The following is a 17,852-nucleotide window of genomic DNA, read 5'->3' on the forward strand; positions in this document are numbered from 1 at the left end:
GTTAAAACACCGCATGGCACGCTGAGCTAACTCAGATATTCATGATAATACGTTGCGCTATGCCTCTATATGATTATAGCTCCCAATGCCCCTGCCTACCCGGCGGCACCACGGAGCACGGATCCAGGTGAATGATGACGTCCGCCCCCGCAAAACGTTGCCGCAGGGCTTGTTCCACCTGATCGGCCAACCGGTGCGCCTCGCGCAGCGGCAGCGTGTCCTCCATCTCCAGATGCAGCTGGATGAAACGCGTCGGCCCCGACTGACGCGTGCGCAGATCGTGTGCGCCTTTCACGCCGGGCCAGGAGGAAACCACGGCGATAATCGCCTGGCGCTCGTCATCCGGCAACGCCCGATCCAACAGCGACTGCACCGCTTCATAGCCCATGCGCAACGCGCTATAGAGGATGTAAACGCCGATGCCCAGCGCGAACAACGCATCCGCCCGTTGGAAGCCGTACCAGCTTAGCCCAAGAGCGATAAGAATAGCACCATTCATCATGACATCTGACTGATAATGCAGCATATCTGCGCGTACGGCCTGACTGCGCGTTTTTCTGACCACCCAGCGTTGATAGGTGACCAGAATCAGCGTGCTGACCAACGCGATCACCGTCACCACGACCCCGACGCCGGGATCGCGCAGCGTTTGCGGCGCATACAGGTGCTGGAAGCCGGTGAGGAACAAAAACAGGGCGGAGCCGGAAATAAACATGCTCTGCGCCAGCGCCGCCAGCGATTCCGCTTTGCCGTGGCCGAAGGTGTGCTCGGCATCGGCCGGCTGCAGCGAATAGCGCACCACCAGAAGGTTGGTCAGCGAGGCGGCGATATCGACCAACGAATCCACCAGCGCCGCCAACAGGCTGACCGAACCGGTGTGGTACCAGGCGACGATTTTAATCAACAGCAGCGACGACGCCAGCGCGGTTGCGGCCAACGCGGCGGACTTTACCAGGCGAGCATAGCGCTGTTCCATAAGGGGCCCCGGCCAAAAGGTGTGGCGCTCAATATAGCGAAATGTCGGATAAAAAAAACCCCGCCATCATGGCGGGGAAGACAGGGATGGTGTCTATGGCAAGGAAAAACAGGGGACTACTCAGTCGTACTTCACTTCTGGGCAGAAGCTTGCTGCAAACCAGAAATTTGTTGCTCCATCTGCTGCATGCGCTGCTGATGTTTCTGGTCTAAAACACTTTTTTGCTCTGGCGTCAGCAGGTTATACATTTGGTTGCGCACCCGGGCCATTTCGACCTGGCGCTTGACCTGCTGTTGGGCCATCTTTTCCGCCTGGGCGTACACGGCGGCTTCGTCAAATTTCTCTGCGGTCACCAGTTTATGCATGGCTTCCATTTCAGCTACATTGACACCAGGCAGATCGTGCCGGGCCTGGCGCATCAAATCGCGCATTTGCTGGCGCTGCTGTTCGCTGAGGCTGACACCGTCGAACATATGGTGCTGGCCGGGTATTCGGGTCATCGCGTCGTTGCCGGGAGGTTGGGCTGTGTCCGGTATAGTGTCGGCAGCGAAGGCAGCGGTCGAACCAATTGCCAGCAGTGATGCCATAACTAATGCGGTCACCTTACGCATTTCAACTCCTCAAGCTTTCTCACTTTGCGAATCAACGAGGAGCAGTGTACCGCCACACCTGAAAACCTGCGTCAGTGCATGTAAAACTACGTAAAGTCATGGAATGGCAACAGTTGATGACGTATTTTGCGTCTGGAGGTAAATCATAATGAACAAGATTCTGTTAGTTGACGACGACCGCGAGTTGACCTCGCTGTTAAAAGAACTGCTTGAAATGGAAGGTTTTAATATCGTCGTCGCGCACGATGGCGAGCAGGCGTTGTCGCTGCTGGACAGCTCCGTCGATCTGCTGCTGCTCGACATCATGATGCCGAAGAAAAACGGCATCGATACGCTGAAAGAACTGCGCCAACATCACCAAACGCCGGTCATCATGCTGACCGCGCGCGGCAGCGAGCTGGACCGCGTGCTGGGCCTGGAGCTGGGCGCCGATGATTACCTGCCGAAACCCTTCAACGATCGCGAGCTGGTCGCGCGCATTCGCGCCATTCTGCGCCGTTCTAACTGGAGCGAACAGCAGCAACAGGTCGACAGCGGCGCCCCGACGCTGGATGTCGATGGCCTGCAGCTGAACCCCGGCCGCCAGGAGGCCAGCTTCGACGGCCAGGTGCTGGATCTGACCGGCACCGAGTTCACCCTGCTGTATCTGCTGGCGCAGCATCTCGGCCAGGTGGTGTCGCGCGAACTGCTGAGCCAGGAAGTGCTGGGCAAACGCCTGACTCCGTTCGATCGCGCTATCGACATGCACATCTCCAACCTGCGGCGTAAGCTGCCGGATCGCAAAGACGGGCATCCGTGGTTCAAAACCCTGCGCGGGCGTGGTTATTTGATGGTATCTGCAACATGATCAACAGTTTGACGGCACGCATCTTCGCCATTTTCTGGTTCACGTTAGCCCTGGTGCTAATGCTGGTGCTGATGGTGCCCAAGCTCGACTCCCGCCAAATGACCTCGCTGCTCGACAGCGAGCAGCGGCAGGGGTTGATGCTGGAACAGCACGTCGAGGCCGAGCTGCAAAACGATCCGGCCAACGATCTGATGTGGTGGCGCCGCCTGTTCCGCGCCATCGACAAATGGGCGCCGCCGGGCCAACGCCTGCTGCTGGTCACCAGCGAAGGCCGGGTGATCGGCGCGCAGCGCAACGAAATGCAGATCGTCCGCAACTTCATCGGCCAATCCGATAACTCGGATCATCCGAAGAAGAAAAAATACGGCCGCGTCGAGCTGGTCGGGCCGTTCGCGGTGCGCGACGGCGAAGACAACTACCAGCTGTACCTGATCCGTCCCGCCAACAGCCCGCAATCCGATTTCATCAACCTGATGTTCGACCGGCCGCTGCTGCTGCTGATCGTCACCATGCTGATCAGCGCCCCGCTGCTGCTGTGGCTGGCCTGGAGCCTGGCGAAGCCGGCGCGCAAGCTGAAGAACGCCGCCGATGACGTGGCGCGCGGCAACCTGAAGCAGCATCCGGAGCTGGAGGCCGGTCCGCAGGAGTTCCTGGCCACCGGCGCCAGCTTCAACCAAATGGTCAGCGCGCTGGAGCGCATGATGAACGCGCAGCAGCGGCTGATCTCGGACATCTCGCACGAGCTGCGCACGCCGCTGACTCGCCTGCAGTTGGCCACCGCGCTGATGCGCCGCCGCCACGGCGAAGGCCATGAACTGGCGCGCATCGAAACCGAAGCGCAGCGGCTGGATTCGATGATCAACGATCTGCTGGCGCTGTCGCGCGGGCAGCAGAAGGGCGAGCTGGCGCGCGAGCAGCTGAAGGCCAACGAACTGTGGGCCGACGTGCTGGACAACGCCCGTTTCGAAGCGGAACAGATGGGCAAGCAGCTGGAGATCGCTGCGCCGCCCGGTCCGTGGACGCTGTTCGGCAACGCGAGCGCGCTGGACAGCGCGTTGGAAAACATCGTGCGAAACGCCCTGCGTTATTCGCACACCCGCATCGCCGTGGCGTTCAGCGCCGACAATCAGGGCGTGACCATCCAGGTTGACGACGACGGCCCCGGCGTCAGCGCCGAAGATCGCGAGCAGATTTTCCGCCCGTTCTACCGCACCGATGAGGCGCGCGACCGTGAGTCCGGCGGCACCGGCCTTGGTCTGGCGATCGTCGAGGCGGCGGTCAATCAGCATCGCGGCTGGGTGAAGGCCGAAGACAGCCCGCTTGGCGGTCTGCGGCTGGTGCTGTGGCTGCCGCTGCATCATCAACGCCTATCGTCTAAGACAGAACAGTAAGAGTTTGCTATCCTGCGCCCCTCGTTCACGAGGGGCCTGCAACATGCTGAACATCGTTTTATTTGAACCCGAAATTCCACCCAATACCGGCAATATCATTCGCCTGTGCGCCAATACCGGCTTTAATCTGCATCTGATCGAACCGCTGGGTTTTCCGTGGGACGACAAGCGTCTGCGCCGCGCCGGGCTGGATTACCATGAGTTCACCCGCGTCCACCGTCATGCCGACTACGCCGCTTTTCTCGCCGCCGAGGATCCGCAACGGCTGTTTGCTCTCACGACCAAAGGCACGCCGGCGCACAGCGCCGTCAGCTATCAGGCCGGCGACTACCTGCTGTTCGGCCCGGAAACGCGCGGGTTGCCCGCCGACATCCTCGATGCGCTGCCCGCGCAGCAAAAAATCCGCATCCCGATGCAGGCGCAAAGCCGCAGCATGAACCTGTCGAATGCCGTCGCGGTGGTGGTTTATGAAGCCTGGCGGCAAATGGACTATGCCGGCGCGCTGATCAAGGCGTAATCCACAACGACGCGCCATACTGAAGGAGGCATCGTTGCGATGCTCTCTCCAGGAACGGCACATGGCTTTCGTCGAGGATATTGTCACCCCGCTTCGCCGGCTCGAGTCGGCGCTGAACGAGGCGCTACAGCGGCTGCAACAGGCGCCGGACAGCGAAGCGCTGCACGATTTGCGCGTCAGTCTGCGCCGTATCCGCAGCCTGCTGCGCCCATTGCACGGTTGCCCCGGCGCAACGCGGCTCGATCGGGCCGCCGCCCAGTTGGGCAGGCTCACGACGCCGCTGCGCGATCTCGAGGTGCTGATCGCCGAACTGGCGCACCATCACCTGGATTGGCAGGCCAACGTGCGCCAGAACGATTTTCAGGCCCGCTGCCGCCAACTGCTCGCCAACCCGCAGCTCATCCGCTTCCCTTCGCTATTGCACGCCTGGCCGCACCGCTTTCGCCGCACCGCGCAACGCGCCGCCAAACACCGTGTAAACCGACGCCTGCAGCGCCAGCAGCGGCAATTACGCCGGGCGTTGGCTGATACCGGCTACGATCGCCACCGTCTGCGGCTGCTGGTTAAACGCCTGCGTTACGCGGCCGAAGCCTACCCGCAACGCCTTCCCCTTTCTCCCGCAGCGATGGCGAGCCTGAAAGCGGCGCAAAATGCCCTCGGTGATTGGCACGACCGGGAGGTTTGGTGCCTGCAAGCCGAACATCAGGCGGATCTCTGGCCATTGTTGCCACAGTGGCAAGCCGAGCTACGCCTGACGCGGGCCAGAGCGGATGCCTCACTCGCCGCCTTATCACCGGCGCTGGCGACAAAAACCGGCGGCGCATCACGATCCTGAAAAAAGGCCGCGACAGGGCACGCCCGGCCCCGAAAATGCCCGCTACGCCGCAGATAATGCGCTATGTTTTGTAAGGGTAATCACCACTCATCATAGGAAACCACATGAAAAAACAACGCTTGAGCGTTGCCATGGCCGTTCTGGCAGCGGGCCTGTTGCTGGCGGGCTGTTCGTCCAAAGTCACCCAAACGTCGCAATATTCGGGCTTCTTGTCCGATTACAGCAAACTGCAGGAAACCACCTCGCCCAGCGGTCATAAAACGCTGCGCTGGGTAGATCCGAGCTACAAGGAATCCAACTATCGCGGCATCTATTTCCAACCGGTGGTCTATTTCCCGGCGGAGAAACCCACGGCGCGCGTGAGCCAGGACACGTTGAACAAGATTAAGGCCTACGCGACCCAGCGGATCAAAACCGCGCTGCAGAACCGCTTTACCATTCTGCCAAGCCCGGCGGGCTCGCGCGTGCTGGTGGCCAAACTCGCCATCACCGCCGTTGCGAAACGAAGACATGAAGTTCTATGAGGTGGTGCCGGTTGCTGCGGTGGTTGCCAGCACCATGGCGGCTACCGGGCACCGGACGCAAAATACCGCGCTGTATATCGAAGGCGAGTTGATCGACCAGGATACCGGTAAAACGGTGATGGAAGTGGTGCGCAAGGCCTACGGTAAAACCGTCAACAACGACAGCACGCCGGTCACGGCGGATGACGTCAAGGCGGCGATCGACGATATCGTTACCGATATCACCCAGTTCCCGAAACAGGGCTGACCGCCGCTTGAAAAACACAGGGGGAGCCGAAGCTCCCCCTGAATGGACCCGCAGGCACGGCTTAGATGCCGTCGCCGTACTCGAATCCGTGGTTGGTGCCGTTGAAGTATTGATCCATATCCATCGACGGCGTATCGCTCTCCGGGCGCCCGACGATACGCGCCGGTACGCCGGCGGCGGTGGTGTGCGGCGGCACCGCCTGCAAGACCACCGAGCCCGCGCCAATCTTGGCGCCCTTGCCCACTTCGATATTGCCGAGAATTTTGGCGCCGGCGCCAATCATCACCCCTTCGCGAATTTTCGGGTGGCGGTCGCCGCTGGTTTTACCGGTACCGCCCAGGGTGACCGACTGCAGAATAGAAACGTTGTTTTCCACCACCGCCGTTTCACCAATCACGATGCCGGTGGCGTGGTCGAGCATGATGCCGCAGCCGATGGTCGCCGCCGGGTGGATGTCTACGCCGAAGGCGACGGAAATTTGATTTTGCAGGTAGATCGCCAGCGCTTGCCGCCCTTGCTGCCACAGCCAGTGGCCGATGCGGTAAGCCTGCAGCGCGTGGAACCCTTTCAGGTAAAGCAGCGGCGTGGAGTATTTATCGACCGCCGGATCGCGCAGCCGCACCGCGAGAATATCGCGCGCCGCCGAAACGATCATCTGATTGTCGGACTTGTAGGCCTCTTCCACCACCTCGCGCACCGCGATGGCGGGCATGATCGGCGTCGCCAGCTTGTTGGCCAACATATAGCTGAGCGCGCTGCCCAGGTTCTCATGCTTGAGCAACGTCGCATGGAAAAAGCTGGCCAGCATCGGTTCACAATCAGCCAGTGCTCGCGCTTCTGATTTAATGCTGTTCCAGACCTGTTCCAACTCTTCTGACGACATCACATACCCCTTTGCCTTGCCAAACGGGCCGCTTCACACAGTGGCGCGGAGCGGCCCAGGTCATTTGCGGGGTCAGCATTCCGCTGCCCCGACATATCGTTTTATGTCACGCGCTGGGCTTTTCGTCCTTTCGGGCTCGCCCCAGCAGGCTCAGCGCCGCTTCGCGGGCGTCCTTGTGGCAGTAAAGCACCTGATAGATCTGTTCGGTGATCGGCATTTCCACGCCGTGCCGCTGCGCCAACGCCAACACCTCTTTGGTATTGCGATAGCCCTCGACCACCTGACCGATGCTGTCCTGCGCTTCCTGCACGCCTTTGCCCTGCCCCAGCATAATGCCGAAGCGGCGGTTACGCGACTGGTTGTCCGTGCAGGTTAGCACCAGATCCCCCAGCCCCGCCATGCCCATGAACGTCGAAGGGTCGGCGCCCAGCGCAGAACCCAGACGGCTCATTTCCGCCAGCCCGCGCGTAATCAACGCGGTGCGGGCGTTGGCGCCGAAACCGATGCCGTCGGACATGCCGGCGCCGATGGCGATCACGTTCTTCACCGCGCCGCCAAGCTGAACGCCAATGAAGTCGGGATTGCTGTAGACGCGGAAGCTCTTGCCGCAGTGCAGCAGCTGTTGCAGATCGTCGGCGAACTGCGCATCGGTCGCCGCCAGCGCAATCGCCGTCGGCAGGCCGGCGGCCAGCTCTTTGGCGAACGTCGGCCCGGAGAGCACCGCCAGCGGGATCGCCTCGCCCAACGCCTCACGCGCCACGTCCTGCAGCAACCGGCCGGTTTCAGCCTCCAGCCCCTTGGTGGCCCACACGATGCGGGCGTCAGGGCGCAGATGCGGCTTCAGCTGGCGCAACACGTCGCCGAACACATGGCTCGGCACCACCACCAGCACGTCGCGGCTGGCAGCCAGCGCACGCGCCAAATCGGCTTCAAGCAGCAGGGTATCGGGGAAAGGAACGTCGGGCAGAAATGCCTGATTGCAGCGATCGCGCTGCAACGTTTGAATTTGCGCGGGGTTATGCCCCCACAACACCACGGTGTGGCCGTTACGCGCCAGCGTGATGGCCAATGCGGTGCCGTACGAGCCGGCACCGATGACAGTCATTGAAGCATTGACGGTGTTCATCAGGCATCCTGATGTGGTGCGGCACCTTCGCCTTCCGCCTGCTGCTGCAGATAGTTCATGAACAGCGCGTCAAAGTTGACCGGTGCCAGGTTCAGCTGCGGGAATGTGCCGCGGGAAACCAGGCTGGTGATGCACTCGCGCGCATACGGGAACAGGATGTTCGGGCAGTATGCGCCCAGGCAATGCGCCAGCTGCGTGCCTTCGATGCCTGCTACCGAGAAGATGCCCGCCTGTTGCACTTCGCACAGGAACGCCGTCTCTTCGCCCAGGGTCGCCGTCACGGTTACGCGCAGTACCACTTCATACACTTCGTCAGCCAGTTGGCTGGACGCGGTATCCAGATCAAGTTTAACTTCCGGCTGCCATTCCTGCTGGAAAACCTGCGGCGCGTTCGGCGCTTCGAAGGAGATGTCCTTGGTATAAATACGTTGGATCTGGAAAGCCATTTCAGTGCTGTTTTGTTCTGACATGTGAGTAATACCCTTGGTTAAACGTCCTTATTGACACTCGGTGAACCGGCAAGCTGCTTAAAGCAGCGGATCCAGGCCGCCGCGAGCATCGAGTTCATATAAATCATCACAGCCGCCGATATGCCGGCCGTCGATGAAAATCTGCGGCACGGTGGTGCGCCCGCTGCGCTCGATCATCACTTCGCGCTTGGCGTTATCGCCGTCGATGGCGATCTCGTTAAACGCCGCGCCCTTGCTGTTCAACAGCGCCTTGGCGCGATGGCAGAACGGGCAAGTCGCTTTGGTGTAGATATCAATGTTAGCCATGGATTGCCACCTCAAATAGGTTTAACGGTTACTTGCCGCGCACCAGCGGCAGGTTTTCTCCGCTCCAGCCGGCGATGCCGTCTTTCAGCATCGTCACCTTTTCAAAACCGGCCTTGCTCAGGTTCTCTGCCGGTTCGCGGGAGGCGGTGCCGTTGGCGCACACGACGATGATCGGCTGCGCTTTGTGTTTTTCCAGCTCGCCCAGGCTGCCGCTTTTGATTTCGCTGGCGGTCAGGTTGATGGCGCTGGCCAGGTGACCACGGCGAAAATCGTCGCGGCTGCGGGTGTCAACCACCACGGCATCTTCTTTGTTGATCAGGCGGATAGCTTCACCGCGAGCGATCTCTTTGACCTTGGAGAAACGGCTTTTGAAGGTCATGACGATCACGGCGACCAGCAGAGCGATCCAAGCCAGGCTCAGAATAGGGTGTCTGCTTACGAATGGCATAATTTCTTGCAGCATGGGGTGTAACAACTCCCGTCAGTTAAGGGATAAATAAGTCAAGGTTCCAGAGTATACCTGCCGAGTGCGGCAAATACAGCCAATAAGCAAGCGCGATTGTAGAAACTGCGGGCTGCGCTGAGAAATTCCCGAGGTCAGAGCATAAAAGCCCGCGCGATTCGCCGCAACCTTGATCTCTTTGGGCTATTTATCGCCGGTGGCGGTGTAAAATCAGCCGGTTTTTCGAGGGCGAACAGCCATGCTTCCGGCGGGCGCATGGCTATTCGCAGCTTAAAAAGTTCATAAGAGGTCAATGCAATGTCGAGCAACAAAAAACCGATGGTACTGGTGATCCTGGACGGTTACGGCCACCGTGAAGAGCGGCAGGACAACGCGATCCTGAACGCCGGCACCCCGGTGATGGATCGCCTGTGGCGGGAGCAGCCGCATACGCTGATCGCCGCTTCAGGGCTGGATGTCGGCCTGCCCGACGGCCAAATGGGCAACTCCGAAGTCGGCCACGTCAACCTGGGCGCCGGGCGCATCGTATACCAGGATCTGACCCGGCTGGACAAAGCGATCGCCGACGGCGACTTCTTCGCCAATCCGGTCCTGACCGCCGCCGTCGATAAGGCCGTGGCGGCCGGCAAAGCGGTGCATATCATGGGCCTGCTGTCGCCGGGCGGCGTGCACAGCCACGACGAGCACATCCTGGCCATGATTAAACTGGCCGCCCGGCGCGGCGCCAAAGCCGTCTATCTGCATGCCTTCCTCGACGGACGCGACACGCCGCCGCGCAGCGCCGAAGCCCCGTTGCAGCGCTGCCGCGAGGCCTTCGCCACGCTGGGCGTCGGGCGCATCGCTTCACTCATTGGGCGCTACTACGCCATGGATCGCGACAACCGTTGGGATCGCGTGCAGCTGGCCTATGACCTGCTGACCGCGGCCAAAGGCGACTACGTGGCCGACGATGCGGTAGCCGGTTTGCAGGCCGCCTACCAGCGCGGTGAAAACGACGAGTTCGTCAAACCGACCGTCATTCGCGCCGCCGGCGAGGCCGATGCCGCGATGCAGGACGGCGATGCGTTGATCTTCATGAACTTCCGCGCTGACCGCGCGCGCCAGATCACCCGCGCCTTCGTGAACGCGGATTTCGACGGTTTCCCACGCGCCAAACAGGTGCAGTTCGGCGATTTCGTGATGCTGACCGAGTACGCCGCCGACATCGACACCGCCTGCGCCTATCCGCCGGCGTCGCTGGCCAACACCTTCGGCGAATGGCTGATGAAGCACGACAAAACCCAGCTGCGCATCTCGGAAACCGAAAAATACGCCCACGTCACCTTCTTCTATAACGGCGGCGTGGAAGCGCCGTTCAAAGGGGAAGACCGCGTGCTGGTCAATTCGCCGAAGGTCGCCACCTACGATCTGCAGCCTGAGATGAGCGCCGCCGAACTGACCGACAAACTGTTGACCGCCATCCGCAGCGGCAAATACGACGCCATTATCTGCAACTACCCGAACGGCGACATGGTGGGGCATACCGGCGTGTATGAAGCGGCGGTCAAAGCGGTGGAAACGCTGGACGCCTGCATCGCCCAGGTGGTTGACGCGGTGCGCGACGTCGACGGTCAGTTGCTGATCACCGCCGATCACGGCAACGCCGAGCAGATGCGCGATCCGGCCACCGGCCAGGCGCATACCGCCCACACCAGCCTGCCGGTGCCGCTGATTTACGTCGGCAAATCGGCGCAGGCGGTCGAAGGCGGCAAGCTTTCGGACATCGCGCCAACCCTGTTAACGCTCATGGGAATGGAAATCCCGCAAGAGATGACTGGTAAGCCGCTGTTCATCGTGGAATAATCCTTCTCCATGAGGGAGAAGGCGTTTTTTGCACTATCAAGGGTAACCCGAAGCGCAAACGCAGGCAGCCGGCCGCTGCCTGAACGCACCGCGCCAAGGACGTTCACCGCCATGTGCGCCAGCGTATTTTGCGCTGGCGTCTTGCTGTTGCCGCTCGCCGGCCAGGCGGCGGAAGACAATAAATCCCAGCTGAAAGACATTCAGCAGAGCATCGCCGAGAAAGAAAAAGCGGTGAAGCAGCAGCAACAGCAGCGCAGCTCGCTGCAGGATCAGCTGCGGCAGCAGGAAAAAACCATCGCCCAGGCCAGCCGCCAGTTGCGCGACACCCAGGGCACGCTCACCCAGTTGGGCAAGGACATTTCCGGCCTGAACGCCTCGATCGCCAAGCTGCAAAAGCAGCAATCGACCCAGCAAAACCTCCTCGCCAAACAGCTTGACGCCGCCTTCCGGCAAGGGCAGCACAGCGCCGTGCAGCTGATCCTCAGCGGTGAAGAAAGCCAGCGCAGCGAACGTATTCTGGCCTATTTCGGTTATCTGAACGAAGCGCGCCAGAAAACCATCGAAGAGCTGAAACAGACCCGCGCCGAGCTGGCGAAGCAAAAAACCACGCTGGTGGCCAAACAGGGCCAGCAAAAATCCTTACTGAGCGAACAACAGACGCAGCAGCAGAAGTTGGAGCAGGCGCGCGGCGCCCGCAAGAAAACGCTGACCGCGCTGGAAGCCTCGCTGGAAAAAGACCAACAACGCCTGGTGGAACTGCGCCAAAACGAAGCCCGCATGCGCGACAAGATCGCCCGGGCGGAGCGCGAAGCCCGTGCGCGCGCCGAACGCGAAGCGCGTGAAGCGGCCAAGGTGCGCGAACAGGTGCGCATCAAGGAACAGCAGGCGAAGAAAACCGGCACCACCTACAAACCTAGCGAAGCCGATCGCTCGCTGATGGCGCGAACCGGCGGCCTCGGCCGTCCGGCCGGCCAGCTGATGTGGCCGGTGCGCGGCCGCACGCTGCACGGCTTTGGCGAGCAGCAGCAGGGCGAGCTACGCTGGAAAGGCATGGTGATCGAAGCCCGCGAAGGCAGCGAAGTGAAAGCCGTCGCCGATGGCCGCGTGCTGCTGGCCGACTGGCTGCAAGGCTATGGCCTGATGGTGGTGGTCGAACACGGTAAAGGCGACATGAGCGTGTACGGCTATAACCAAAGCGCGTTGGTCAACGTCGGGGCGCAGGTGCGCGCCGGCCAGCCGATCGCTCTGGTCGGCACCAGCGGCGGCCAGGGAACGCCGTCGCTCTATTTCGAAATCCGTCGTCAGGGACAGGCGGTTAACCCACTGCCGTGGTTGGGAAGATAGATTTGCGCTATGTCAAAACCCGTACAGCTCTGTTAATGGGCTGTCTGCTGCAGGCTTACGCTGCGCAGGCAGGAAAACTCTCCATCGTCATCGATGACGTGGGCTACCGCCCCCACGAAGAAAATGCGGTGCTGCAAATGCCGACGGCGATCTCGGTCGCAGTCTTGCCCAACGCGCCGCACGCCCGCCTGATGGCCACCCGCGCCCACAGCCAGGGCCGCGAAGTGCTGATCCACATGCCGATGGCGCCGCTCAGCAAGCAGCCGCTGGAGCGCGATACCCTGCAGCCCGCCATGAGCAGCGACGAGATCCAGCGCATCATCCGCAACGCGGTGAACAACGTGCCTTACGCGGTCGGCATGAACAACCACATGGGCAGCGCCATGACTTCCAGCCTGCCGGGCATGCAGAAAGTGATGCAGGCGCTCGAAAGCTACCGTCTGTACTTCCTCGACAGCATGACCATCGGCAACAGCCAGGCGACCCGCGCCGCAGCCGGCACCGGCGTGAAGGTGATCAAACGCAAGGTGTTCCTCGACGATACCGCGAGCGAAGCCGATATCCGCCGTCAGTTCAACCGCGCGGTTGAATTGGCACGGCGCAACGGTTCCGCCATCGCCATCGGCCACCCGCGCCCGGCAACGGTGAAAGTGCTGCAGCAGATGCTGCCGTCGCTGCCCGCCGATATCGTGCTGGTCAAACCGAGCGCGCTGCTGAACGAACCGCAGGGCAACGGTGGCGGCAGCTACGTCCCGCCGCCGGTCAAACCGCAAAAACCGCAGCCGAAGAACCCGTTCAGCGGCGGCATCAAACAGTGCAAGGTCAAACCGCCGAAGGAAAAAACCAACGCCGGCACCGCGCTTGGCGTTATCGCCGACAGCATTGCCACCTCGCCGCCGGTGACCTTCATCAAGCGTCATTGGCAGCACTGGACGCAAACCAAACCGCAAGCATAAAAAAAGGGCCGGAATTCCGGCCCTTTTCACGCCTGCCGAGATCAATCCCAGCTCAGCACCACTTTGCCCGACTTGCCGGAGCGCATGGCGTCGAAGCCCTGCTGGAACTCGTCGATCGAGAAACGGTGGGTGATGATCGGGGTCAAATCCAGACCGGACTGGATCAGCGCCGCCATTTTGTACCAGGTCTCAAACATTTCGCGGCCGTAAATCCCTTTGATAAACAGCCCTTTGAAAATCACCTGGTTCCAGTCGATCGACATATCCGAAGGCGGAATGCCCAGCATAGCGATGCGCCCGCCGTGGTTCATGGCGTTCAGCAGCGTGCGGAACGCCGGCGGCGCGCCGGACATTTCCAGACCGACGTCGAATCCTTCGGTCATGCCCAGCTCGGCCATCACGTCGTTGAGGTTTTCCTTGCTGACGTTCACCGCGCGGGTCACGCCCATCTTGCGCGCCAGTTCCAGACGGTATTCGTTAACGTCGGTGATCACCACATGACGGGCGCCGACGTGTTTGCACACCGCCGCCGCCATGATGCCGATCGGACCGGCGCCGGACACCAGCACGTCTTCCCCGACCAGATCGAACGACAGCGCAGTATGCACCGCGTTGCCGAACGGATCGAAGATCGAAGCCAGTTCGTCGGAGATGTTATCCGGGATCTTGAAGGCGTTGAACGCCGGGATCACCAGATATTCCGCGAAGCTGCCCGGACGGTTCACGCCCACGCCGATGGTGTTGCGGCACAGGTGCGTGCGACCGCCGCGGCAGTTGCGGCAGTGGCCGCAGGTGATGTGGCCTTCGCCGGACACGCGATCGCCGATGCTGAAGCCTTTGACTTCCTGACCGATCGCCACCACTTCGCCCACGTATTCATGGCCGACCACCATCGGAACCGGAATGGTTTTTTGCGACCACTCGTCCCAGTTGTAGATATGCACATCGGTGCCGCAGATCGCGGTTTTGCGGATTTTGATCATGATGTCGTTGTGGCCCAGCTCCGGCTGAGGCACGTCGGTCATCCAAATCCCTTCTTCCGCTTTCAGTTTTGACAGTGCTTTCATGGTTTTACCTTATGCAATAACGCCAAGATCCTTACCGATACGTGTAAACGCCGCCACTGCGCGTTCGATTTGCTCCGGGGTGTGGTCGGCGGACATCTGGGTGCGGATGCGCGCCTGGCCTTTCGGCACCACCGGATAGAAGAAACCGGTCACATAGATGCCTTCCTTGAGCAACGCATTGGCGAATTCCTGCGCCAGCTTCGCCTCCCCCAGCATGACCGGGATGATGGCGTGATCGGCGCCGGCCAGGGTGAAGCCGGCGGCGGTCATTTTTTCGCGGAACAGACGCGCGTTGGCCCACAGGCGATCGCGCAGCGCATCGCCCTCTTCCAACAGTTCCAGCACTTTGATCGACGCGGCGACGATCGCCGGCGCCAGCGAGTTGGAGAACAGGTACGGGCGCGAACGCTGGCGCAGCCACTCCACCACTTCTTTCTTGGCGGCGGTGTAGCCGCCGGACGCGCCGCCCAGCGCCTTACCTAACGTACCGGTAATGATATCGACGCGGCCCATCACTTCGCAGTATTCATGGGTGCCGCGCCCGTTGGCGCCGACAAAGCCCACCGCGTGGGAGTCATCCACCATCACCAGCGCCTGATACTCGTCCGCCAGATCGCAAACCCCTTTCAGGTTGGCGATCACGCCGTCCATCGAGAACACGCCGTCGGTGGCGATCAGAATGTGGCGCGCGCCGTCGGCTTTGGCCTGTTTCAGCTGCGCGGCCAGCTCGGCCATGTCGTTATTGGCGTAGCGATAGCGCTTGGCCTTGCACAGCCGCACGCCGTCGATGATCGACGCATGGTTCAACGCATCGGAGATAATGGCGTCTTCCGGGCCGAGCAGGGTTTCGAACAGCCCGCCGTTGGCGTCGAAGCAAGAGGAGTACAGGATCGCATCTTCCATGCCCAAAAAGGCCGCCAGTTTCTGTTCGAGCTGCTTGTGGCTGTCCTGGGTGCCGCAGATGAAGCGCACCGACGCCATGCCGAAACCGTGGCTGTCCATCCCCGATTTGGCGGCGGCGATCAGCGCCGGATGGTTGGCCAGGCCCAGGTAGTTATTGGCGCAGAAGTTGATCACATGGCTGCCGTCAGCGACGGCGATGTCCGCCTGTTGCGCGGAGGTAATGATGCGTTCTTCCTTGAACAGCCCTTCACTGCGCGTGGCGGCAAGCTGTTGTTCCAACTGCTGATAAAAAGACGCTGACATTCGGTTATCTCCAGGATTGGGCTAATTGCGGCATATTTTACTGATTTGTAACCAAACTGACGAGAATGCGCGGGAGAGAATATTAAAATTGCAGCAGATATCACGGCAAACGGCGGACTTCAATGGCAATGCGGGATATTCGGAGCCCTTCCGCTGTTTGCCGCGGCATGAAATGCTATGATAACCGCCATTGAGCGTGGGGCATTGTGCCCCACCAGGCAGCTTAGCAGGGGTAACCCAATGATTATCGTTACTGGCGGCGCCGGCATGATCGGCAGCAACATCATTAAGGCACTGAACGACAAGGGATATCGCGATATCCTGGTGGTGGACAACCTGAAAGACGGCACCAAGTTCGTCAACCTGGTCGATCTGGACATCGCCGACTATATCGATAAAGAAGACTTTATCGCCAGCATCGTGGCCGGCGACGATCTGGGCGAGATCGAAGCGGTGTTCCACGAAGGCGCCTGCTCTGCGACCACCGAGTGGGACGGCAAGTACATGATGGACAACAACTATCAGTACTCCAAAGACCTGCTGCACTACTGCCTGGATCGCGAGATTCCGTTCCTGTATGCCTCCTCCGCCGCCACTTACGGCGGCCGCGAAGAGTTTATCGAAGAGCGTCAGTATGAAGCGCCGCTCAACGTGTACGGCTATTCCAAATTCCTGTTCGATCAGTACGTGCGTGAGATCCTGCCGGAAGCGGACTCGCAGATCTGCGGCTTCCGCTACTTCAACGTTTACGGCCCGCGTGAAGGCCACAAAGGCAGCATGGCCAGCGTCGCCTTCCACCTGAACACCCAGATCAACCGCGGCGAAAACCCGAAACTGTTCGCCGGCAGCGAAAACTTCAAGCGTGACTTCATCTACGTCGGCGACGTGGCGGCGGTCAACCTGTGGTTCTGGGAAACCGGCAAATCCGGCATCTTCAACTGCGGCACCGGCCGGGCGGAAACCTTCCAGGCGGTGGCTGACGCGGTGGTGGACTTCCATCAGCAAGGCGCGGTGGAATACATCGAGTTCCCGGAGAAGCTGAAGGGCCGCTATCAGGCGTACACCCAGGCCGATCTGACCAAGCTGCGCGCCGCCGGCTACGACGCACCGTTCAAAACGGTCGCCGAAGGCGTGAAAGAGTACATGGCCTGGTTGAACCGCACCGCATAAGCTGAAGGAATTAACGCTGGGTATGAAAATACTGGTTATCGGCCCTTCTTGGGTTGGCGACATGATGATGTCGCAAAGTCTCTATCGCACCCTGAAGGCCGAATATCCGACGGCGGAGATCGATGTGATGGCGCCTGCCTGGTGCCGCCCGTTGCTGGCGCGCATGCCGGAAGTCAATCAGGCGCTGGCGATGCCGCTGGGCCACGGCGCGCTGGGGCTCGGCGAGCGCCGCCGCCTGGGGCGCGCTCTGCGCGCCAACCGTTACGATCGCGCTTACGTTCTGCCCAACTCGTTCAAATCCGCGCTGGTGCCTTTCTTCGCCGATATCCCGCAGCGCACCGGCTGGCGGGGCGAAATGCGCTACGGCCTGCTGAACGACGTCCGCGTGCTCGACAAGGCGGCTTTCCCGCTGATGGTGCAGCGCTATGTGGCGCTGGCCTATGACAAAGGCCGCGTTCAGCGCGCCGACGATCTGCCGCAGCCGCTGCTGTGGCCGCAGCTGCGGGTGAGCGACGAAGAGATCGCCGAAACCACCTCGGCCTTCAACCTGACCGACAGCCGCCCGATCGTCGGCTTCTGCCCAGGCGCGGAGTTCGGCCCCGCCAAGCGCTGGCCGCACTATCACTACGCGGCGCTGGCTCAACGGCTGATCGAGAGCGGCTATCAAATCGCGCTGTTCGGTTCGGCAAAAGACCATGAGGCCGGCGAACAGATCCGCGCCGCGTTGCAGGACGACGCGCGCGATTTCTGCCTTAATCTGGCCGGAAAAACCCAGCTGGAGCAGGCGGTGATCCTGATCGCGGCCTGCCGGGCGGTGGTCAGCAACGACTCCGGTTTAATGCACGTTGCCGCAGCGTTGAACAAACCGCTGATAGCCTTGTACGGCCCAAGCAGCCCCGACTTCACGCCGCCGCTCTCCGACAAGGCGCGGGTTATCCGCTTGATCAGCGGCTACCACAAGGTGCGTAAGGGCGATGCCGAACAAGGGTATCACCAAAGTTTGATCGATATTCAGCCGCAGCAAGTGTTGGATGCGCTGACGCCGTTGCTTGTCGCCAGCGAGGAATAGTC

The 17,852-nt window shown here is 61.0% G+C and carries 18 protein-coding genes and 1 pseudogene; 10 read left to right on the forward strand and 9 right to left on the reverse strand.

The genetic code is table 11. The features are described from left to right. Positions 1–73 precede the first annotated feature (73 nt). Both fieF and cpxP read right to left on the reverse strand, forming a co-directional pair. On the reverse strand, positions 74–976 hold the full coding sequence (gene fieF, locus ITX55_RS22745) for a CDF family cation-efflux transporter FieF (RefSeq protein WP_033631333.1): 903 nt from the start codon (positions 974–976) through the stop codon (positions 74–76). 131 nt (positions 977–1,107) lie between these two features. After that, entirely contained in the window at positions 1,108–1,587 is a 480-nt protein-coding gene (gene cpxP, locus ITX55_RS22750) for a cell-envelope stress modulator CpxP (protein ID WP_004931122.1), read from the reverse strand. Between the two features lie 148 nt (positions 1,588–1,735). Here cpxP and cpxR point away from each other — a divergent pair, with 148 nt between their 5' ends. The 5 genes and pseudogenes from cpxR to ITX55_RS22775 all read left to right on the forward strand — a co-directional run bounded on the left by cpxR (position 1,736) and on the right by ITX55_RS22775 (position 5,948). Then, positions 1,736–2,434 (forward strand): envelope stress response regulator transcription factor CpxR, encoded by a 699-nt coding sequence (gene cpxR / locus ITX55_RS22755; protein WP_004931124.1) that lies wholly within the window; start codon positions 1,736–1,738, stop codon positions 2,432–2,434. After that, on the forward strand, positions 2,431–3,825 hold the full coding sequence (gene cpxA / locus ITX55_RS22760) for an envelope stress sensor histidine kinase CpxA (protein ID WP_015379421.1): 1,395 nt from the start codon (positions 2,431–2,433) through the stop codon (positions 3,823–3,825). Before cpxR ends, cpxA begins: the two co-directional genes overlap by 4 nt. 43 nt (positions 3,826–3,868) lie before the next feature. Then, positions 3,869–4,342, forward strand: a complete 474-nt coding sequence (trmL, locus tag ITX55_RS22765) for a tRNA (uridine(34)/cytosine(34)/5-carboxymethylaminomethyluridine(34)-2'-O)-methyltransferase TrmL (RefSeq protein ID WP_042785574.1) — start codon at positions 3,869–3,871, stop codon at positions 4,340–4,342. Positions 4,343–4,403: 61 nt separating this feature from the next. After that, positions 4,404–5,177 carry a CHAD domain-containing protein gene (locus ITX55_RS22770; RefSeq protein ID WP_108682195.1) on the forward strand — a complete coding sequence of 258 codons (774 nt, stop codon included), beginning with the start codon at positions 4,404–4,406 and terminating at the stop codon, positions 5,175–5,177. A gap of 104 nt (positions 5,178–5,281) precedes the next feature. Next, a pseudogene (locus ITX55_RS22775) lies at positions 5,282–5,948 on the forward strand (DUF3313 domain-containing protein). A gap of 61 nt (positions 5,949–6,009) precedes the next feature. Here ITX55_RS22775 and cysE read toward each other — a convergent pair. The 5 genes from cysE to ITX55_RS22800 form a co-directional block, all read right to left on the reverse strand. Beyond that, the gene (gene cysE / locus ITX55_RS22780) at positions 6,010–6,831 is read right to left on the reverse strand and encodes a serine O-acetyltransferase (RefSeq protein WP_025304676.1); all 822 of its coding nucleotides are present in this window, start codon (positions 6,829–6,831) and stop codon (positions 6,010–6,012) included. Positions 6,832–6,937: 106 nt separating this feature from the next. Then, positions 6,938–7,957 (reverse strand): NAD(P)H-dependent glycerol-3-phosphate dehydrogenase, encoded by a 1,020-nt coding sequence (gene gpsA, locus ITX55_RS22785; RefSeq protein WP_033645202.1) that lies wholly within the window; start codon positions 7,955–7,957, stop codon positions 6,938–6,940. Then, entirely contained in the window at positions 7,957–8,427 is a 471-nt protein-coding gene (gene secB, locus ITX55_RS22790) for a protein-export chaperone SecB (RefSeq protein WP_004931139.1), read from the reverse strand. The genes gpsA and secB overlap by 1 nt, the downstream gene beginning before the upstream one ends. 57 nt (positions 8,428–8,484) lie before the next feature. Continuing rightward, entirely contained in the window at positions 8,485–8,733 is a 249-nt protein-coding gene (gene grxC / locus ITX55_RS22795; protein ID WP_004931142.1) for a glutaredoxin 3, read from the reverse strand. Positions 8,734–8,761: 28 nt separating this feature from the next. After that, complete coding sequence (locus tag ITX55_RS22800; protein WP_033645201.1) at positions 8,762–9,196, reverse strand: rhodanese-like domain-containing protein; 435 nt, start codon at positions 9,194–9,196, stop codon at positions 8,762–8,764. A 297-nt stretch (positions 9,197–9,493) separates the two neighbouring features. Between ITX55_RS22800 and gpmM the strand changes: the two genes are divergently transcribed. Genes gpmM through ITX55_RS22815 form a run of 3 tightly spaced genes read left to right on the forward strand, consistent with a single transcriptional unit; the run spans position 9,494 to position 13,338 of the window. After that, the gene (gene gpmM, locus ITX55_RS22805; protein WP_108682197.1) at positions 9,494–11,038 is read left to right on the forward strand and encodes a 2,3-bisphosphoglycerate-independent phosphoglycerate mutase; all 1,545 of its coding nucleotides are present in this window, start codon (positions 9,494–9,496) and stop codon (positions 11,036–11,038) included. 9 nt (positions 11,039–11,047) lie between these two features. Continuing rightward, positions 11,048–12,382, forward strand: a complete 1,335-nt coding sequence (envC, locus tag ITX55_RS22810) for a murein hydrolase activator EnvC (protein ID WP_028128084.1) — start codon at positions 11,048–11,050, stop codon at positions 12,380–12,382. 2 nt (positions 12,383–12,384) lie between these two features. Further along, on the forward strand, positions 12,385–13,338 hold the full coding sequence (locus tag ITX55_RS22815; RefSeq protein WP_033652246.1) for a divergent polysaccharide deacetylase family protein: 954 nt from the start codon (positions 12,385–12,387) through the stop codon (positions 13,336–13,338). Between the two features lie 41 nt (positions 13,339–13,379). Here the strand turns inward: ITX55_RS22815 and tdh are convergent, their stop codons facing one another. Further along, positions 13,380–14,405: an L-threonine 3-dehydrogenase gene (tdh, locus tag ITX55_RS22820; RefSeq protein ID WP_033645198.1), complete on the reverse strand. Its 1,026-nt coding sequence runs from the start codon at positions 14,403–14,405 to the stop codon at positions 13,380–13,382. Between the two features lie 9 nt (positions 14,406–14,414). Then, on the reverse strand, positions 14,415–15,611 hold the full coding sequence (gene kbl, locus ITX55_RS22825; protein WP_033645197.1) for a glycine C-acetyltransferase: 1,197 nt from the start codon (positions 15,609–15,611) through the stop codon (positions 14,415–14,417). Between the two features lie 240 nt (positions 15,612–15,851). Here kbl and rfaD point away from each other — a divergent pair, with 240 nt between their 5' ends. Further along, positions 15,852–16,781, forward strand: a complete 930-nt coding sequence (gene rfaD / locus ITX55_RS22830; RefSeq protein ID WP_033645196.1) for an ADP-glyceromanno-heptose 6-epimerase — start codon at positions 15,852–15,854, stop codon at positions 16,779–16,781. A 22-nt stretch (positions 16,782–16,803) separates the two neighbouring features. Beyond that, on the forward strand, positions 16,804–17,850 hold the full coding sequence (gene rfaF, locus ITX55_RS22835; protein ID WP_033645195.1) for an ADP-heptose--LPS heptosyltransferase RfaF: 1,047 nt from the start codon (positions 16,804–16,806) through the stop codon (positions 17,848–17,850). Positions 17,851–17,852: the final 2 nt, after the last annotated feature.

The sequence above is a fragment of the Serratia sp. EWG9 genome (assembly GCF_019913725.1).
GTDB classification, from domain to species: Bacteria; Pseudomonadota; Gammaproteobacteria; order Enterobacterales; family Enterobacteriaceae; genus Serratia; species Serratia ureilytica.